The sequence below is a fragment of the Kribbella sp. NPDC048928 genome, assembly GCF_043197975.1.
GTDB lineage: Bacteria > Actinomycetota > Actinomycetes > Propionibacteriales > Kribbellaceae > Kribbella.
Map to the genome: position 1 here is coordinate 380642 of NZ_JBICUC010000008.1, position 19886 is coordinate 400527.

Annotated in this window: 9 protein-coding genes; 6 read left to right on the forward strand and 3 right to left on the reverse strand. The window is 68.4% G+C overall.

Going from position 1 to position 19886, the window contains the following annotated elements; translation table 11 throughout:
* Positions 1-195 precede the first annotated feature (195 nt).
* Both ACGFI6_RS32475 and ACGFI6_RS32480 read left to right on the forward strand, forming a co-directional pair.
* Positions 196-6381 (forward strand): carboxypeptidase regulatory-like domain-containing protein, encoded by a 6186-nt coding sequence (locus tag ACGFI6_RS32475; protein ID WP_393125373.1) that lies wholly within the window; start codon positions 196-198, stop codon positions 6379-6381.
* A gap of 160 nt (positions 6382-6541) precedes the next feature.
* Entirely contained in the window at positions 6542-9811 is a 3270-nt protein-coding gene (locus ACGFI6_RS32480) for a glycoside hydrolase family 97 catalytic domain-containing protein (RefSeq protein ID WP_393125375.1), read from the forward strand.
* 30 nt (positions 9812-9841) lie between these two features.
* Here the strand turns inward: ACGFI6_RS32480 and ACGFI6_RS32485 are convergent, their stop codons facing one another.
* On the reverse strand, positions 9842-10951 hold the full coding sequence (locus ACGFI6_RS32485) for a lactonase family protein (RefSeq protein WP_393125377.1): 1110 nt from the start codon (positions 10949-10951) through the stop codon (positions 9842-9844).
* Between the two features lie 235 nt (positions 10952-11186).
* Between ACGFI6_RS32485 and ACGFI6_RS32490 the strand changes: the two genes are divergently transcribed.
* From ACGFI6_RS32490 to ACGFI6_RS32505, 4 genes are all read left to right on the forward strand, one after another.
* Positions 11187-12515: a glutamate-cysteine ligase family protein gene (locus ACGFI6_RS32490; protein ID WP_393125379.1), complete on the forward strand. Its 1329-nt coding sequence runs from the start codon at positions 11187-11189 to the stop codon at positions 12513-12515.
* A gap of 85 nt (positions 12516-12600) precedes the next feature.
* Complete coding sequence (locus ACGFI6_RS32495; RefSeq protein WP_393125381.1) at positions 12601-15363, forward strand: AAA family ATPase; 2763 nt, start codon at positions 12601-12603, stop codon at positions 15361-15363.
* A gap of 123 nt (positions 15364-15486) precedes the next feature.
* Positions 15487-15834 (forward strand): hypothetical protein, encoded by a 348-nt coding sequence (locus ACGFI6_RS32500; protein ID WP_393125383.1) that lies wholly within the window; start codon positions 15487-15489, stop codon positions 15832-15834.
* A 16-nt stretch (positions 15835-15850) separates the two neighbouring features.
* The gene (locus ACGFI6_RS32505) at positions 15851-16927 is read left to right on the forward strand and encodes an ABC transporter ATP-binding protein (protein ID WP_393125385.1); all 1077 of its coding nucleotides are present in this window, start codon (positions 15851-15853) and stop codon (positions 16925-16927) included.
* On the opposite strand, the gene ACGFI6_RS32510 is transcribed toward ACGFI6_RS32505, so the two are convergent.
* Together ACGFI6_RS32510 and ACGFI6_RS32515 are read right to left on the reverse strand one after the other, a co-directional pair.
* A complete protein-coding gene (locus ACGFI6_RS32510) occupies positions 16917-19325 on the reverse strand; it encodes a phosphoketolase (protein ID WP_393125387.1) in 2409 nt (802 codons plus the stop codon). The genes ACGFI6_RS32505 and ACGFI6_RS32510 overlap by 11 nt on opposite strands.
* Positions 19322-19876 (reverse strand): sigma-70 family RNA polymerase sigma factor, encoded by a 555-nt coding sequence (locus ACGFI6_RS32515; RefSeq protein ID WP_393125389.1) that lies wholly within the window; start codon positions 19874-19876, stop codon positions 19322-19324. The genes ACGFI6_RS32510 and ACGFI6_RS32515 overlap by 4 nt, the downstream gene beginning before the upstream one ends.
* Positions 19877-19886 lie beyond the last annotated feature (10 nt).

Sequence of the window (19886 nt, forward strand, 5' to 3'; positions counted from 1 at the left end):
ACGGCATGATCGAAGCCACCGGGACAGCGCATGGGTGACCGGCCCACAGGTGACCAGCCCCAACCCCCAGGTGACGAGACCGGCTCCGCCGCGGACACGCCGCTGGATCCCCCTGTGGAGCAGGACCGCGACGCCGACGACAACGGACCCGACCCCCAGCAGCGGGACCGCTACCAACCTCTCTAAGGACCCCGCATGAAGCTTCTTCCCGCCCTACTGTCGATGGCCGTGGCGGTCGGCTTGACTGTCGGTGCCTCGCCACCGACACCGGCCGCCGCGAGCGCGAACCAGGCCGCCGCCGATCCGGTCAAGCCCGCCGAGAAGATCGAGCCGAAGCTGCGGCAGTCGTTGGCCACCACCGCCAAGACCGACTTCTGGATCCGGTTCTCCGGCAAGACGGATCTCTCCGAGGCGCAGCAGATCGGCGACTGGGCTGCCCGTGGCCAGTACGTCTACGACGCGCTGCAGAAGTCCGCCAAGGCGGCGCAGTCCGACGTGATCGCCGAGCTCGACAAGAAGGGCGCCCACTACAAGACGTACTGGGTGACGAACGCGATCCTGGTCGAGGACGGTACGGCCGGCCTCGCCACCGACATCGCCGCGCAGCCGGCCGTCACAGCGATCATCAAGCCGGCGGAGTTCACGCTGGACAAGCCGGTTCCCACTCCTGAGAAGGCGACGCCGAAGGCCGGCGCGGCCGAAGCAGGCCCCGAGTGGGGTGTCCGCGCCATCAACGCCGACGACGTCTGGGCCACCGGGATCACCGGGCAGGGCATCACCGTCGCGAACCTCGACACCGGCGTGGACGGCGGCCACGAAGCGCTCCGGAATGCCTATCGTGGGTTCGATCAGGCCACCGGCACGTTCGACGACAACTACAACTTCTTCGACGTCGACGGTGCCTGCCCCGACGGCAGCGGTCCGTGCGACCACAACGACCACGGCTCCCACACGATGGGCACGATGGTCGGTGACGGCGGCGAGGGCAACCAGATCGGTGTCGCGCCCGGGGCGCAGTGGATCGCTGCCAACGGCTGCGATTCGTGCACCGACGTGGACATGATCGCCTCCGCGCAGTGGCTACTCGCGCCGACGGCAACGGACGGCAGCGCGCCGGACCCGGCCAAGCGGCCGCAGATCATCAACAACTCGTGGGGTTCGAACTCCCCGAGCACCGAGCCGTTCATGGAGGACATCATCGCGGCCTGGGATGCCGCGGGAATCTTCTCCGCATGGTCCAACGGCAACTCCGGGCCGGAGTGCCAGACCGCGGGCACTCCCGGTTCGCGGACGCTCACCTACTCGACCGGTGCGTACAGCGAGGACGGAGCCATCGCCGGCTTCTCGTCCCGCGGCCCCGGCCAGGACGGTGAGCTCAAGCCCAACATCGCAGCGCCCGGCGTCAACATCCGGTCGGCGATGGGAGACGGCAGCTACGCCGCCAAGGACGGTACGTCGATGGCCGCGCCGCATCTCGCGGGCGCAGTCGCGCTGCTGTGGTCGGCCGTTCCGGCGCTCGTGGGTGACATCGAGAGCACCAGGGCCCTGCTCGACGAGACCGCGCACGACGTCGACGACACCACGTGCGGCGGCACCGCGGACGACAACGCGACCTGGGGCGAGGGCAAACTCGACGCTCTCGCGCTGGTCAACGCCGGGGTCGCCGCAGGCGGCGCCGGGACCTTGACCGGTACGGTCACCAACACCGACGGTGCTCCGATCGCCGGCGCAACCGTCGCGGCGAAGGGCACGCACTCGCGCACCGCGACGACCGGCACGAACGGGACGTACTCGCTGCAGATCCTCGCGGGCGACTACGACGTCACGACGACCGCGTTCGGCTACCTGCAGGCCACGGCGAAGACCACGATCGCGGTCGACGGCAGCGCCAACGTGAATGCGGTTCTCACGGCCGCGCTGAAGTACCGCGTGACCGGCAAGGTGGTCACGGCCGACGGAGGTCCCGTACCGAACGCGGACGTCACTTTGCAGGACACACCATTGGCGGCGGTCCGCTCCGGCGACGACGGCACGTTCACGGTCGCCGACGTACCGGTGGGCAACTACACCGTCGACGTACGTCCGAACGCCTGCTTCTCACCGACCAGCGCCGCGCTCGAGGTCGACGGCGAAGAGTCGCTGACCGTTTCGGTCAAGCTCGTGGTGGACAACGGCGGTTACAGCTGTGCTGTGACCGAAGGGGACTACCGGCGAGGTACTGACAAGGTCACCTTCCCGAGTGGCGTCTGGGCCGACGTGGCGTTGCCGTTCCCGGTGGCGTTCTACGACGGCTCGTTCAGTGCTCTCAAGGTGGGCAAGCGCGGTCTGATCACTCCCGACGAGACGGCGGTGCCGGGGGACGTCGGACGCGCTGTGATGCCCTTCTACACCGGCCGGCCGCTCGACTTCGACGAGGGCGGCGTCTACACGGCGAGCACCAAGGTCAACGGCGAGGACGCGTTCGTGATCGAGTACCGCGACGCGACCGTCACCGCGCCGGACGGCTCCGGTGTGCATGCCCAGGTCAGCTTCTCGGTCACGTTCACGCGCTCGGGAACGGTGATCGTCGGCTACGGCGACGGCGTCGGTGCGAACGGCCCGATCAGCGCCGGTTCCACGGTCGTCACCGGCATCCAAGGACCCGACGGGGTGAACGGGATCGGATTCTCGAACGAGGCACCCGTGCTCCACGACGGGCTCGTCGTCACCTACGACCTGCCGGACTTCGGCTTCCTCGACACCAAGGTGCTCGACAAGAACGACAAGTTGCCGGTGGCCGGTGCGCAGGTCTCGATCGCGAACGCGAAGGGCGTCGTCGAGAACCTCACCACCGACTCCACCGGATCCTTCCACCGCCAGTTGGCGACCGGCGACTACACGCTGTCCGTCGCGGCACCGAACTACCAGTCCGGGAGCTACAAGTTCTCGCTCGACAAGCTGTACGCGTCGGCCAAGGTCGAGGCACAACTCGCGACCGGTGTCGCCGACGTGGCCACCGACGGGCTGGATGCCGTGCTCGGAACCGACCAGAGCGGTGTCGGGTCCTTGACCGTGACGAACTCCGGCTCGGCTCCGATGACATTCAACCTCGGCGAAATGGGCCGGCACGTCGAGCTCGACGGCCAGAACGTCGTCACGAACACGGCCAAGGGTGCGCAGAGCTCCATCGACCTCAAGGACTGGAACGTGGCCGCAGCAGCGGGCACGTACAAGCCGTCGGCCACCGACAGCGCTGACGCGAAGACGGCCGGAACGAAGCCGGACGCCACGATCCCGGTCGGCACGCTCTCCGGCGGAGACGTGATCACCAGCTTCAATCCGACGCCTGGCGTCCAGAGCGAACCGACAGGCCTCGGGTACGACGGCAACGTCTGGGTTCACGACTACGACGCGGAGACCAACACCGCGTACACCGTGAAGGGCCACAACACCGGCAAGGTACTTCCGGCGTCGTGGAACCCCGACTACAAGGCGTTCGACATGGCGTTCGACACACTCACCGGCGACATGTGCCAGATGGAGGACAGCCCGAAGAGCTACATCCACTGCTTCGACCGCCAGACCGGTAAGGAGACCCGGCAGGTCAAGGGCGACTGGTCAACGGTCCAGCTGACAGGGCTCGCTTACGACGCCAATCGTGACGTCTTCTATGTAGGTGGCCGGAGCAACGGTCTGATCGGGACGATCGCGGGTACGTCGCACGCGACGCCGGGTCAGATGCTGTCGTACTGCGCGCCGCCGCTGCCGCAGGTGATGGGCCTGGCGTACAACGAGGCATCGGACACCATCTGGTACACCGACCGGGCCTCGTCCAAGAGCCGCCTTCTGCAGATCGACCCCAAGGACTGCTCGCTGGTGAACGCCTGGTGGTTCCCGAACACGAAGGCGAACCAGGGCGGCGGTCTCGCCACCGACGTCACCGGCGCGCTGTGGGCCACCGACCAGATCTCGGACCAGGTCCTGCTGGTCGACGTCGAGGACGACCTGGTCACCGACCTGCCCTGGCTGTCGTTGTCCAGTACGGGCGGCACGCTCGCACCGGGCCAGTCGACGACCGTCAAGGTGTCGGTGTCTGCCGACGACCTGAAGCCGGGAGTTCTCGGCGCCGACATCGTGGTCACCTCGGACACCGGCGGTCAGTCGAAGAAGTACGTCCCGGTCACACTCACGACGACCGACTACCAGGTCGGCGTGAACGCCGGCGGCTCATCGTTCACCGACGATGCCGGATTCACCTGGTCGAAGGATCAGGCGTACCGCAAGGACTCTGCCTGGGGTTACCAGGGGAGGACCACGACAGCATCCACCAAGGCGAGGATTGAGGGTACTGCCAATGACACCCTCTTCCAGACCCAGCGCAGCACGCGCGACCAGGACCTGAGCTACGTCTTCGGTAATGCCCCCAAGGGCAAGTACGTCGTCGATCTCGGCTTCGCAGAGATCGAGAACGTCGACGCCGGCCGACGGGTCTTCGATGTTCTCGTCGACGGAAAGGTGACGCAGTACGCCTACGACATTGCCCGTACGGTCGGACCTCGCGTCTCGGACGTGCACACCGCCGTCATCGACCACGCCGGTGGCCCGCTGACGGTGGCCCTCAAGGGCAACCGGGGAATGCGAGCACCGACTGTCGCCTCGCTGCGCGTCACTCACGACACTCGCGGTACCGAGGTCTGGCCGGGCCAGGACGATCCGCCTCCCGCGGATCCGGCGGTCCAGGTCGCTCCTGCCGGCCGTTCGTACACGAAGGCGGTCACGACAGGGCTGTACCGGCAGGGCACCACGCGGACCCCGTGGACCGGCAGCTTCACCTGTGGCGTGCTGTGGTTCGGGTTCGACTTCCCCTTCTACGACACGACCTGGGACGGGGTGTGTGTCGCGCCGACGGGCATGCTCACCTTTGACCGGAACCGGGTCGGCGGGGACAACACCAACCTGCCGACGATCGGGAGGGGAGCTGACGCGATCTACCCGTTCTGGGACTACCTGAACGTCGACGCCGACGCGGGCATCTACATCGGCGTGACCAAGGTGGACGGGCTGGACGCGCAGATCATCGAGTACCGCAACGTCACGTTCGAGGACGCGCCGGATCAGCGGGTCAGCTTCTCGGTCACGCTCGTCAAGGACGGCCGGATCCAGATCGGGTACGGCGACGGGGTCGGCGGCGAGAACCCGCTGACGAAGGGCTCCTCGGCAACGATAGGCATCGAGGGGATGAACGGCGCCCCGGCGCTCGTGCACTCCTTCGACACGCCGTCGCTGACTGCGGGCATGGGGCTGGAGTACACGCTGCCGGCCTCCGGCACGCTCGAGGGCGTCGTCACCGACACCAACGACGCCAAGCCGATCTCCGGCGCGACCGTGAAGCTCACCGCTCCGGACGGCGGCACCCGCACGGTCACCACCAACGAGAAGGGACTCTGGAAGGCCCAGATGCTGCTCGGTGCGCACACGATGGACGTGTCCGCGCCGAACTACGTCACGCACACGGACACAGTGACCTTCACACAGAGCGGGCAGGCGGAGACGCGTGCTGTCGGGCTCAGTACCGGCGTCGCGAAGATCTCGACCGAGAAGCTGGACTGGCATCTCGGCCCGAATCAGACGGCGCAGACGAAGTTCGTCGTGACCAACACCGGATCGGCGCCGCTGTCGGTGTCGGTCGCGGAACGGGCGCGCGGCACTGGTGAGGCGACCGACCTGCCCTGGCTCGCCCTGACCGGCGACGCGGCGCAGGCCCCGGTCGAACTCGCCGTCGGCGAGTCCACGACCGTCACGGCAACAGCCGGTACGGCGGGAACCGATCCCGGTCTGCTCGTCGGCGATGTCCTCGTGTCGTCGAACGACGGGCGGCAGCCGGCACAACTCGTACCGGCCACCCTCGCGGCCTCGGCCTACTGGGTGGGGGTGAACGTCGGAGGCAGGGCGCTCACCGACTCCACCGGCTTCACCTGGTCCGCGGACCAGGCGCTGTCGAACCGCACGTGGGGTCACATCGGCGGTACGGCCAAGAGCACCGGCGCGAACATCGCGGGCACCGAGGACGACGAGCTGTTCCGCACCCAGCGGACCGGCAAGACGTTCTCGTACGTGTTCAAGAACGCGCCCGCCGGCCACTACATCATCGGGCTGGGCTTCGCCGAGCTCGACAACGTCAAGGCCGGCAGCCGTACGTTCGACGTGGTGGTGGACGGCAAGCCGGTGCTGTACGACCACGATGTCCAAGGCGCCGCGGGCAGGCTCACTGCCGACGTACACACCGCAACGGTCGAGCACGCGGGCGGCGACCTGAAGGTCGAGCTGATCGGAAACACCGGCCAGCGCGACCCGATCCTCAGCACCCTCAAAGTTCTGGAGGACCCGCACCCGACGAGCTAGGGATGAGTCGGCGACCGGTCCCGTCACCTGTTGGGTGGCGGGACCGGTCGCGTTTCGGGCGTGGCAGGTGAGCCGTTGACAGTACATCTCGGACGGGGTTAGCTACCTGCTCAATGTGATCGATAACTTGGCTGGTCCGAGCCGAGCAGGGGAGACGCGCATGAGCCGTGCACGTGGGACGAGGACATTGCTCGCGATGGCCGCCGCCGTACTGGTCTCCGGGATGGTCGTCGTGGTCCCGGCTCGAGGCGAGGAGCCGGCTCTGAGCGGACTGGCCGGCGTCGTCGCTGACGGTGCCGAGGTCGTTGCGTCGCCGGACGGGAAGCTGCAGGTCGTGATCGCGGCTGTCGACGGACGTCTCACCTACGGCGTGACGAAAAACCACAAGGCTCTGGTCGGTGCGTCTGGGCTCGGCCTGGATCTCGCCGGCCGGCCGAGCCTTACCGAAGGCATGGAGATCGCGTCGGTGGATCGCCGGACGATCGACGAGACCTGGAAGCCGGTCTGGGGAACGTCGAGCGTGGTCCGCAACCATGCCAACGAGCTGACCGTGCACGCGGTCCAGCCCGGTACCGAGTTCAAGCTCGACCTGGTGTTCAGGGTGTTCGACGACGGCATCGGCTTCCGCTATCACTTCCCGGACCAGCCCGGCCTCGACGACTACACGGTGACGGCCGAGCGAACCGAGTTCGCCCTCGATCCCGACGCGCGGAGCTGGTCGCTCGCGGCCGGTACGAACTGGACCGCCGACGAGCAGCACTACCGCGATCAGCCGCTGTCCACCGTGGCGACCGCGCAGACGCCGCTCACCGCCTCACCGGCCTCCGACTCGTATGTGGTCGTGCACGAGGCGGACCTGACCGACTACCCGAGCATGACGCTCAAGTCGGTGCCCGGGCAGCCGGGCCGGTTCACCAGCGAGCTGATCGCTCTCCCCGACGGGACGAAGGCCAAGCTGAGCGGCGAGTTCTCGACGCCCTGGCGCACGCTGACCGTCGGCGACCGTCCCGGCGACCTGGCCGAGTCCCACCTGACCGAGAACCTCAACGATCCCTGCGCGATCTGCGCTGACACCTCCTGGATCAAGCCTGCTACGTACGTGGGTGTCTGGTGGGAGCTCCAGCGCCGCGCCACCACCTGGACCGCCGGTCCGCAGCACGGTGCGACCACCGCCCGCGTCAAGGAGTACATCGACCTGGCGAAGCGGGCCGGCGCCAAGTTCGTACTGGCCGAGGGCTGGAACACCAACGCCGGCGGCGCCTGGTCGGGCCAGGACTTCACCACGCCGCAGGCCGATTTCGACCTCCCCGAGGTGCTGCGGTACGCCGCCGCGAACGGCATCGGCTACATCGCCCACAACGAGACGCGCGGCGATGTCGACTACTACGACCAGAACCTGGAACGGATCTTCTCGCGGTACGAGGAGCTCGGGATCCATGCCGTGAAGACCGGCTATGCCACCAAGTTCCTGCTCGGTGGTGTCAACCGCAGCCATTACGACCAGGAGGCCGTTCGCCACTACCAGCGGGTGATCGACGCGGCGGCCCGGCACCACATCACGCTGGACGCGCACGAGGCGATCAAGCCGACCGGCCTGGCACGCACGTACCCGAACATGATGACGGGTGAAGGCGTCGCCGGCATGGAGCAGCAGAACTACATGGGCGTCAACGGCAACCCGCCGGCGCAGGCCACGATCCTCCCGTTCACCCGGTTCATGGGAGGACCCGCCGACTACACGCCCGGCGTCCTGAACGTCACCTGGGACCCGGCCCGGCTCGGAACCCGCGTCCAGACCACCTCGGCCGCGCAGCTCGCGCTGTACCCGACGTTCTTCAGTCCGATGCAGATGCTCGCCGACACCCCGGAGAACTACGCCGCGCACCCTGGATTCGGCTATCTCAAGGACATGCCGACGAGTTGGGACGAGTCCCATGTCCTGGACACGGCGATCGGGGACTACGTCACGACGGCCCGGCGGAGCGGGAACACCTGGTACGTCGGTGCACTCACCGACGAGAACGACCGGAACCTTCGGGTGCCGCTGTCGTTCCTTGCCCACGGCACCTTCGTGGCCGAGATCTACGCGGACGCCCAGGACACCACCTGGAAGGGCAATCCGCTGCCGATCGAGATCAAGAGCGTCCTCGTCAGGTCGTCGACCAAGCTGTCCGTGTCGCTCGTCGGCGGTGGCGGTCAGGCGGTCAAGCTCCGGCCCGCGACTGCCGCGGATCTCGGCAAGCTGCAGTGGTACGTCGAGCCGCGGCCGACGTACGGCGCGACGACGGCTGCGCTCGGTCCGGCCACACAGCAGGTTGTGGTAAAGACGTCGATCACCAACTCGGGGAGTACGGTCGGCGGGTTCCCGGTCCAGGCGTACGTCGACGGTCGCGCTGCCACCGACGTACGGATCATCCGCGTCGCGGGAGGCGGCGGTGCGCGGACCGTCGAGTGGACGCTGCCTGCCGTCGAGGTGCCCGATCGGGATTTCAGGATCTCCGTGGGGGAGCACGGCCGACCGGTGTTCGTGAAGCAAGCGCAGTCGTTACTCGACCTCGTCGGGCAATTGCGCCGGACCGGAGAGCTCACGCCAGCTGCTGCGCGGCAGCTGGAACCCGCGATCCGTCGGGCCGACACTGAACTCCGCGATGGCGATACGACCGGGCGCCTGCTCGCCCTTCAGGACGTCCGGCTGGCCTTGTACAAGCTGCCTCTCGACGAGGTGACGGCACCGGCCAGTACTGCGATCGACGAACGACTGACCGTCCGGCTCGGTGCACCGCAAGGGCTCTTCTCGCTGCTGTTGAAGGTGCGGCGTGGGGTCGATTCCGGGGGCATCGATGCCGCGTTGCCGGGCAGACTTGCCGCAGAGCTCGAGGCCGCGATCCGAGCAGCCGTCGCGCATGACCCTGCGGCCATGCGCGACGCACTCAACCGGTTCGATGCCCTGGTGGTGGCCGGACCGATCGCACCTGAGGTCAGCGAGGACCTACTCGCTGCGGCTCGAGTGCTCGTGGACGGACCTCGCACGATCGAGGCCGAGTCTGCCCAGCTGATCGGCCGCGCGTGTCTGCGTACCGATCACAAGGGCTACACCGGCACCGGCTTCGTGGCCTGCTTGAAGACGAAGGGCAGCGGTGTCCAGTTCAACGCGCCGGTTGCTGCCGACGGTCTCTACACCGTCAAGCTCCGCTACGCGAACGCCATGAGCACAGCGCAAACCATGACACTCACGAGTGGGTCGCAGTCCGTTCAGCTCCAGCTACCGAAGCTGGCGAACTGGGACACCTGGTCGGATGCCCAAGCCAGCCTTACGTCCAGCCCGTCCACCCCACTCACCTTCGCCTTCGGACCGACCGACAACGGCAACGTGAACCTTGACTCCATCACGCTCGAACCCAACCCGGGGGTTGTACTGGCGTCCGAGTGACCCCCGTGACGAGTCCGACCGCTGGTTGGTTCAGTCGGTTGCCAGGCCCGCAGTTCCGCTCGTCGCGGTACCTGAAGTGTCCTGCAGACGCGTCAGGCTGCCGTCGTGCCCCACGGCGTACGAAGCAACGTCGCCGTTGCCCAGCCGAACCTGAAGCGTCTTGTTGTCTGGGCTGAGCGCTGCGTCCGTGCCGCCACCGGTGGTCGGAGCGGCGACAGCCGCGAGCAAGGAGAGACGCCCGTCGGAGCCGATGCGGTACGACGAGATCGTGGAGCTCGCGGCGTTGACCGTAAAGGCATAACGACCATCCCGGGTGGTGACGAGCCAGCATGCGGCGGCCTGGGTGTCGCTCACGGACGGGCTGATCGTGCGCAGCCGGCCGAAGCGGACGGCGTACGAGGAGACCGCGCTCGGGCCTGCCTCGGAGACGATCGCGTTGCCACGCCGATCGAAGTCGAAGCCGTACGGCGTCGAGCCGGCGGAGTGATGCGCGACGGCGTGCCCCGCGTACCGGCCGTAGACGGTGAACGTGTCGATGGTCTGATCGCCCTTGTGCGTAACGACGAGCTGACGTCCGTCCGGCGTGAACGAGACCTGCGCGGCCGCCGAGTCGGTGTCACCGACCTTGCTGAGCTGCCTGGTCGAGTGCGGAAGCGGGCTCAGCCGGCCGTCCGGGCCGACGCGCAGTGCACTGATGGTTGCGCTGCCCTGGTTGAGAACGTAGACGGTGTTCCCGTGCACCGTGACGCTGACCGGCCGGTCGCCGCCGGACGGTTCGACGTCGCGCTTCACGAGGCCTCGGCGGGTGATCGCCAGGGTCGAGATGGTGTCGTCGCCGGCGTTGACGACGAACAGCTGATCGCCCTTACGGACCAGCGCGTTCTGTGATGCCAGCGAGGCGCCGAGCCCGAGACCACCGGTAGCGACCGCGCTGCCGGGGCGCAATTGCCCGTCCCGCAGTCGATCGAAGGTCTGAACGGCGTTGCCGGCCGGCGAGTTGGTCGCTTCGTAGACATGACCAACGACCTGCGTACGACCGGCCGGGGCCGGTGCCTGAGCATTGGCGATCCCGGCGCCGCCGGTGGCCGCGGCAGCGACCGCCAGCAACGGTGGCAGGGAACGGACGAACGTCTTGCGCATGATGATTCCTCCGACAGGAAAGGATTGAACGGATCGACAGTAGGTTCGAAACACCCGGCCGCCACCGGTATCCGCCGATCGGTAAGCCTGCCGTTAGCCGAATGAACCGCGCCGAAGAGTCCACTGGGGTGCCAACCCGGGTGACCCGGATGCGATGCGGGGACGCGTGCTGCAGCCTCGGTCTCGCAGCGGCGGAGACGTCTCGTCCGTCGGGTTCTCAACCATGGGAGGAACCGTGGTCACACGACCTGAGTCGACCGGGACCGAAACCGGCGATGACAGTCGGCCGCTCTCGGTGCCGGAAGCCTGTGAGTACGTCTGGCGATCGGCGTTGACCGATTCGACTGTGGGAGCGATCGGGCTGGAACTGGAGAGCCATGTAGTTGACCTGGACAACATTGTTCGGCCGGTCGACTGGGGGGCGCTCGACCCGCTGCCTGCCGAGGTCCGCGCCGCCGCCGGAACCAGTTCGGTGAGTCGGGAGCCAGGTGGGCAGCTCGAGCTGTCCGGTCCGCCGCACGCCTCGAGTGCCGAGGCGATCACCGCTCTACGCGCCGACGTCGATCGTGTGCGGGCCGTGACGGCTGGTCTCGGCATTGGACTGGTTCCCGCGGGGACTGATCCGTTGCGACCGTCGTACCGGACGAACCCGAGCGGACGGTACCGCGCGATGGAGGAGTACTTCGCGGCGACCGACCCGGCCGGCTGCGGTGTCGTCGCGATGAACTCGACGGCCGCTCTGCAGGTGAACCTCGAGGCCGGCCCACGGCGGGGCTGGGCGCAGCGGGTCGCTCACGCGCACCGGCTGGGGCCTGTGCTGCTGGCGATCTCGGCGAACTCGCCGTGGTTGCATGGGCGATCGACCGGTTGGAAGTCGGCGCGGCAACGAACCTGGCTCGGGCTCGACCGGCGACGCGCCGGCCCCGTGCTCGATGTGAGGTCCTTGGCGAACGCAACGGACCCCGCGATGGCGGCGGTGGCGTTCGCGCTCGGCGCGCCGGTGATGTTCGTGGCTACCGAGCACGACGAACGCGCCGTTGTCCGTCATGAGGTGACCTTCGAGCAGTGGGCGCGTGGAGACGTATTGCTGGACCGCCGGCTCCCCACAGTGCTGGACCTCGATCTGCACCTCACCACCCTGTTCCCGCCGGTGCGCCTGCGCGGCTATCTGGAACTGCGATTCCTGGACGCGACCCCGCAGCGATGGTGGCCGGCCGTCGCCGCGGTCACGGCGACCTTGATGGACGACCCGATTGCTGCCGACCTCGCAGCCGAGGCCACCGAGGGCACTGGTGCGCTGTGGACCGAGGCGGCCCGTGACGGCTTGAGCGATCCGAGGCTCGCGGAGGCGACCCGTCGGTGCCTGCAGATCGCCACGGACCGGGCACCGGTCGCGTTGGCCGCGGAGCTGGAGGAACTGGCGGAGCTGGCCGACTCCGGCAGGTCGCCAGGTGATCTCCTCGTGGAGCGCATCGGGAAGGTCGGCCCGCGAGCGGCATTGGCGGAGTCGGCCCGGGAACCCCGGGAGCGGAGCGTGCTGCGCGGCACCTGTACGCCAGATTAGGATGCTCCGAAAGGTTGCCGGTGGAGCGCTGGAGGTCAGGCAATGGCGGACAGGTCGACGTCCGATCCGAGACGCTAGGTCTGCCATGCAGTTCCGGCGGGACGAATGCGATCTGCTCGACCGGCTCGTCGATGACGTCGGGTCGGGGGAGAGCCGGGCTCTGGTCCTTCGCGGCGAGGCAGGAATCGGCAAGACAGCCCTGCTCGAGTACGTGGTCGCGCGGGCTTCCGGTTGGCGGACGGTGCGAGCCGGCGGTGTGGAATCCGAGCAGGAGCTGGGCTTCGCGGGCCTGCACCAGGTGTGTGCTCCCGTACTCGAGTCCCCGACAACCCCGACGGCGCCGACAACCCCGACTGCACTGAAGGCACTCAAGGCGCTGCCGGCACCGCAGCAGGACGCTCTGCGGACGGTGTTCGGCCTGGCCCCCGGCAAGCCGCCGGACCGGTTCGTGGTCGGTCTGGCTGTCCTGGGTCTGCTCGGTGAAGCAGCACGCGACCGGCCGTTGCTGTGTCTGGTCGACGACGCGCAGTGGTTGGACCGGGCCTCGGCACAGGTCCTGGGCTTCGTGGCGCGCCGGCTGCGCGCCGAGTCCGTCGCGATGATCTTCGCCGTCCGCGAGCCCGCGACCGGTAGCGAGGTCGCCGAACTGAACGGTCTCCCCGAGGCGTGGGTCGGAGGACTGTCCGACGACCAGGCCCGGGCGATGCTCGAATCGGCCTACCCCGGGCCGGCGGATCAGCGGGTCCTCGATCGGGTGGTGGCCGAGAGCCACGGCAACCCACTCGCGCTGCTCGAGCTGCCCCGCGGCTTCACCCGGGCCGAGCTGGAGGGCGGATTCGGCACGTTCGGGCCGGTCGTCCTGCCGGGTCGCATCGAGGAGAGCTTTCTGCGCCAGTTCGCCACGCTGTCGCCCACGACCCGGCATGTCTTGCTGGTCGCGGCGGCCGAACCGGTCGGCGATCCGGCGCTGGTGTGGCGCGCGGTCGACGGCCTCGGAATTGCGGTCGATGCCGAAGCGGCGTCACATGAGGCCGCCGAGCGGTTTGTGGACTTCGGCCCGCGGGTGCGCTTCCGGCATCCGTTGCTGCGGTCGGCGATCTACGGCGCCGCCACGAGCGAGGAACGCCGCCGCGCGCACTGGGCTCTGGGCGAGGTGACCGATCCGGTCACGGACCCCGATCGGCGAGCCTGGCATCGCGCCGCGGCCGTCGACGTACCTGACGAAGCCATCGCCGCCGAGTTGGAGGAGCGTGCCCGGCGTGTGCAGGCCCGCGGTGCAGCGGCCGCCGCGGCGGCCTTTCTGGAACGTGCCGCCGGGCTGACTCCGGACGCGAAGCGGCGTGGGCAGCGGCTGCTCGCGGCAGCGCACGCGACGTACGAAGGTGGTCTGCCGGCGGCGGCGCCGCGCCTGATCGCGCTGGCCGAGGCCAGCCCCTTGGACGCCCGCGAGAAGGCTCAGGCCGACGTGTTGTACGCGCGGAGCGCTTTCGCTCTCGGGCGCGGTCGGGACGCGACCGAGTCGCTCTTCCAGGCGGCCACGCGGCTTGAGTCGATCGATGCGGAGACTGCGCGCCGCACCCATCTGGAGGCCATCCGCGCGAGCTGGTTCCTCGCCGACCATGCGCCTGGGCTCACGCTGCGCGAGCTGGCCGAAGCCGCACACAATTCACCCCGGCCCGGGCCGGAGACGCCAGTTGACCTGCTGATCGAGGGTCTCGCCGTCCGCTACGGCCAGGGCTACCCGGCCGCAGCTGCTGTTCTGAAGAAGGCCGTCGCCGAGTTCTGTGTCACGGCGCCGACCGGCGAGTTCGGCTTGCTGCTGGAGTGGTTCGCCGGCTCGATCGCGGTGGACCTGTGGGACGACGAGGCCTGGGGAGTGATCAGCCGCCGCTACGAGCAGCGGTCGCGGGACGAGAGTCGCGCCGCGCTGCCGATCGCGCTGACGATGCGGATCGTCAACCTGATCGTGCAGGGAGAGCTGTCTGCCGCGGAGTCGTTGATGGAGGACTTCGACGCCGTCCGACAGGCGACAGGCATCTATGACGCCCCGTACGGAGGACTGCTGCTGGCGGTCTGGCGCGGACGTGTCCAGGAGGCCGAGGATGGGCTCGCCGCGATGGTTGACGATGCGACCAAGCGCGGTGAGGGCGTTACGCTGATCGCTGTCGGATGGTTGCGTGCCCTGTTGGCGAACAGCCTGGGCAACTACCAGGAGGCGGTGACGGCGGGGCTGGAGGCGACCGAGTCGGAGCGCGAGATGGGGTACGTCACCCTGTGCTCCTTGGCCGAGTTGGTCACGGCCGCCGCCCACGCCGGCCGGCACGAGACGGGCGCCAAGGCGTTGGCGCGGTTGACGAGCATGACGGAGGCCACTGGCACCGACTGGGCGCTGGGTGTAACCGCGGGCTGCCGCGCGATGCTGGCGGATGACGACACCGCCGAGCAGGGCTTCCAGGAGGCGATCGCGCGACTCGGACGTACCCGAATCCACGGTGAACTGGCTCGTGCCCACCTGTATTACGGAGAATGGCTGCGACGCCGCGGCCGGCGCAACGATGCACGCCACGAGTTGCGGACCGCGCACGCAATGTTCACAGAGCGGGGGATGGTCACTTTCGCTGCGCTCGCCGCGCGTGAACTCGGTGCCGCCGGCGAACGGGTTCGCGAAGGCGCGACACCTGCGTCGACCACGCTCACGCCGCAGGAGACGCAGATCGCCCGCCTGGTCCGGGAGGGCCTGTCGAACGCGGAGATCGCCGACCGGCTGTTCATCAGCCCCCGTACGGTCGAGTGGCACCTTGGGAAGGTGTTCGCGAAGCTCGGCATCACGTCCCGGCGACAGCTGTAGCGCTCATCCGGCCGGCCCACCTGGTTGGGGGACTGGGCGCCGGGCTCGGGTGGTCCCTGATGCGGGGGTCGGGTCGATCTTGGTGTGCTTGTCGACGATCCCGGTGCGAGGAGGCATGAGTACGTGGTTGGCCGATGGCGGGCGCGACCGTTCCAGGTCCGGCTGGAGGTCGAGGACGGGCTCGTCACGATCCAGGTCAGCGGCGTACTGGGCGGGGACGCGGACCGGGTGATCCGTGACGAACTGCTCGCCGTCTGCCGGCTCGCCAAGGCGATCCGGCTGGATCTCTGCGAGGTCAGCGAGGTCAGCGGCGATCTTCGCCTCCCGACGTTCCTCGGCCAACTCCGCTCCGACTGCGAACTGACGCGCTGCCGCCTGCAGGTAACCGCGACCCATCCCCTGGTGCTGCAGGTACTGCAGTCCTGGGGAAACCGGCTCGAGTACCTGAACGGTCACTCGATCGACGTGTGAAGGAAGGAAGCGCGACATGGCAACTGTCTCGTTCAAGGCAGCCACCCGGGTCTACCCGGGCACCGACGTCCCGGCCGTCGACAAGCTCGATCTCGACATCTCCGACGGCGAGTTCATGGTGCTGGTCGGTCCGTCGGGCTCCGGCAAGTCGACGGCGCTGCGGATGCTGGCGGGGCTCGAGGAGGTCAACGCAGGATCGATCTTCATCGGCGATCGGGACGTCACGAACGCGCCGCCGAAGGACCGCGACATCGCGATGGTGTTCCAGAACTACGCGCTGTACCCGCACATGTCCGTGGCCGACAACATGGGCTTCGCTTTGAAGATGGAAGGCCTGCACAAGGACGAGCGGGCCAAGCGGGTCATGGAGGCGGCGAAGCTGCTCGGTCTGGAGGAGTACCTCGACCGCAAGCCGAAGGCGCTGTCCGGTGGTCAGCGTCAGCGTGTTGCGATGGGCCGGGCGATCGTCCGCGACCCGCAGGTGTTCCTGATGGACGAGCCGCTGTCGAACCTCGACGCCAAGCTGCGCGTTCAGACCCGTACGCAGATCGCCGAGCTGCAGCACCGACTCGGTGTCACCACCGTGTACGTGACACATGATCAGGTCGAGGCGATGACGATGGGCGACCGGGTCGCCGTCCTCAAGGACGGCCTGCTGCAACAGGTCGACACACCGCTGCATCTGTACGACCGGCCGCGGAACAAGTTCGTCGCGGGCTTCATGGGGTCGCCGGCGATGAACCTGATCGAGGCGAAGATCACCGACGCCGGCGCGCTGATCGGCGACTATCTAGTGCCGGTCGAGCGATCTCTGTTGGCCAAGGCAGGCGACGACAAGACGCTGACCATCGGGGTTCGCCCGGAGGCGCTGCACCTTGCGGACGAGGGCCTACCGGTCACCGTCGCGGTCGTCGAGGAGCTCGGCTCGGACGCGTACCTGTACGGGACCGCCGAGCACACCGGCAACCAGCAGATCATCGCCCGGATCAGCACCCGTCAGAACGCCGAGAAGGGCAGCGTGGTCCACCTCGCCCCGAACCCGGAGAAGCTCCACCTCTTCTCGTCCAGCACCGAGCAGCGCCTCAACGCCTGACTCCGGAGGTTGTGGTCCAGTCCCGCAGGTCCGGCAGGTCCTCGAGGTTCGCCACGATGTACTCCGTGTGCTCGGCCAGGCGGGACTCGCACCAGGCTTTCAGTTCGCTCGCGCCTTGTGGCGTCCGGCGGGCGTTGTTGAGGGCGTCCATCACCAGGTGATAACGCGAGACCTGGTTCCGTACGACCATGTCGAACGGGGTCGTGGTCGTGCCTTCCTCGATGAAGCCGCGAACGTGGAAGCGGTCCGCGTCCGGACGTCCGTGGACCATCTGGTGGACCGCGCCCGGGTAGCCGTGGAAGGCGAAGACGACGTCGACATGGTCGGTGAAGAGTTCCTTGAACAGGATCTCGTCCATGCCGTGCGGGTGGTCACGACGGCGGACCAGCGACATCAGGTCGACGACGTTGACGACCCGGGTACGGAACTGCGGCAGCCGCTCGCGCAGGATCTGCGCGGCCGCGACCGTCTCCATCGTGACGATGTCACCGGCGCACGCGAGCACGACATCGGGGTCCGCGGAGCCGTCGTCGGTACCGGCCCACTGCCACACGCCGGCCCCACGGGCGCAGTGCTCGGTCGCCTCGTCGATCGTGAGGTACTGCAGTTGCGGCTGCTTGTCGATGACGATCAGGTTCACGTAGGACGTCGACCGTAGGCAGTGGTCGGCCACCGACAGCAGGCAGTTGGCGTCCGGCGGCAGGTACACGCGGCTGATGGTTCCGCGCGTACTGATCACGTTCTGGATCAGGCCCGGGCCCTGGTGGCTGAATCCGTTGTGATCGTTGCGCCACGCGGTGGACGTGAGCAGGATGTTCAGGCTCGGTACGCGGGACCGCCAGGGCAGGTGCTCGGCCTCCTCCAGCCACTTGCTGTGCTGGATCGTCTGGGACGCGCTGACCATCGCGAACGCCTCGTACGTCGCGAACATCCCGTGCCGGCCGGTCAGCGTGTAGCCCTCCAGCCAGCCGTGGCAGTTGTGCTCGGACAGGACCTCCATCACCCGGCCGTCGCGGGAGATCTTGTCGTCCGCATCGGTCACCTGCTCGGCGAAACCGCGGTCGGACGCCTCGAACACGGCACCGAGCCGGTTGCTGTTGGTCTCGTCCGGGCAGAACAGCCGGAACCGGTCGGGGTTGGCTACATACAGGTCGCGGAGCAGCTCGCCGAGGCGGCGCGTGGACTCCAGCCGCACGCCTCCCGGGGTCGGCACGTCGACGGCATATTGGCGGTAGTCCGGCAGCTCGAGTGGACGCGTCAACAGACCGCCGTTTGCGTGCGGTGTCGCGCTCATCCGCAGCCGGCCGTCCGGATTCGCCCGGCGGACCAGCTCGGTCGGCGATCCGTCGGCGTCGAACAGTTCGTCGGGCCGGTACGAGCGCATCCAGGACTCGAGCAGGCGCAGGTGGTCCGCGTTCTCCCGTACTGACGCGAGGGGGACCTGGTGGGCGCGGAACGTGCCGGCTATCTGCACGCCGTCGACGGTCTCCGGACCGGTCCAGCCCTTCGGCGTACGCAGCACGATCAACGGCCAGCGCGGCCGGGTACCGTCCCAGTCCCCGCCGCGCGCCGCGGCCTGGATCGTGCGGATCCGGATCCAGGCCTGGGCGAGCGCCGTGGCGAACCGGTGGTGCATGCCCGGCAGGTCGGCGCCCTCGACCTCGATCACGTCGTACCCGTGCCCTTCGAGCAGCGAGCGGACCTCGGCCGGGTCCTTGCGGCCGAGCACGGTCGGGCCGGCGATCTTGGCGCCGTTAAGGTGCAGGATCGGCAGGACGGCGCCGTCGCGGGACGGGTTGAGGAAGGACACGCCCTTCCAAGATCCCTCCAGCGGACCCGTCTCGGCCTCGCCGTCGCCGACGACGGCCAGCGCGATCAGGTCCGGGTTGTCCATCACGGCGCCGAACGCATGCACGAGGACGTAGCCGAGCTCGCCGCCCTCGTGGATCGAACCCGGCGTGGTCACCGACACGTGGCTCGGGATGCCGCCCGGCGCGGAGAACTGCCGGAACAGCCGGTTCATCCCGTCGGCATCGGTGGTGACCGCCGGGTACGTCTCGGTATAGGTGCCCTCGAGATACCCGGCCGCCACCAGCGCGGGACCGCCGTGGCCGGGACCGGCGAGATACAGCATCTCCTGACCGGTCTCGCGGATCAGCCGGGAGGCGTGCGCGTAGATGAACGACAGGCCGGGGCTGGTGCCCCAGTGTCCCAGCAGCCGCGGCTTGATCTGCTCGGCGGCCAGCGGCTCGCGCAGCAGCGGGTTGGCCATCAAGTAGATCTGCCCGACGGTCAGGTAGTTGTTGGCTCGCCACCACGCGTCCACGCAGTCGAGTTCCGCCGGGCTGAGCTCGGAAACGCGGTCGGCGATCTCTTGGAGGGAGGCGCTGTCGGTCATCGGTGGACGTCCTGTCTCTCGGCCGGGGCCCGGTGGGCCAGGGAGGTTCGCAGGTGTGCTCGTGCTCGATGGATCCTGCTGCTGACTGTACCGATCTCCACTCCGAGGACCGCCGCGATCTGCTGGTACGACAACGTGTCGATGTCTCGCAGCACCACGGCCGCCCGGAGCCGCGGGTCCAGCTCGGTCAGCGCGCTCCGGATGTCGTCGTCGAGCGTGCGGTACTCGAGCAGCCGCGCCGGATCGAGGTCCCGGGTGCCGAGCCGGTTCGACAGCTCGGGCCCGAGTTCGTCGAAGCGGATCCGTCGGCGGTGCCGGATCTGGTCGAGGAACAGGTTCACGGTGATGCGGTACAGCCAGCCCTCGAAGGTGTTGGGGCGGTACGTGGGCAGGTAGCGGAAGACCCGGATGAAGACGTCGTGCGTCAGGTCCTCGGCGTCGTGCCGGTTCCCGGTGAGCCGGTACGCGAAGTGGTACACGCGGGCGTTGTGCGCGCGGACGATCTCGTCCCAGGGTTGCGCGGCCGGGTTGTCCATCCCCGTCCCCTCCACTTGTTGACTG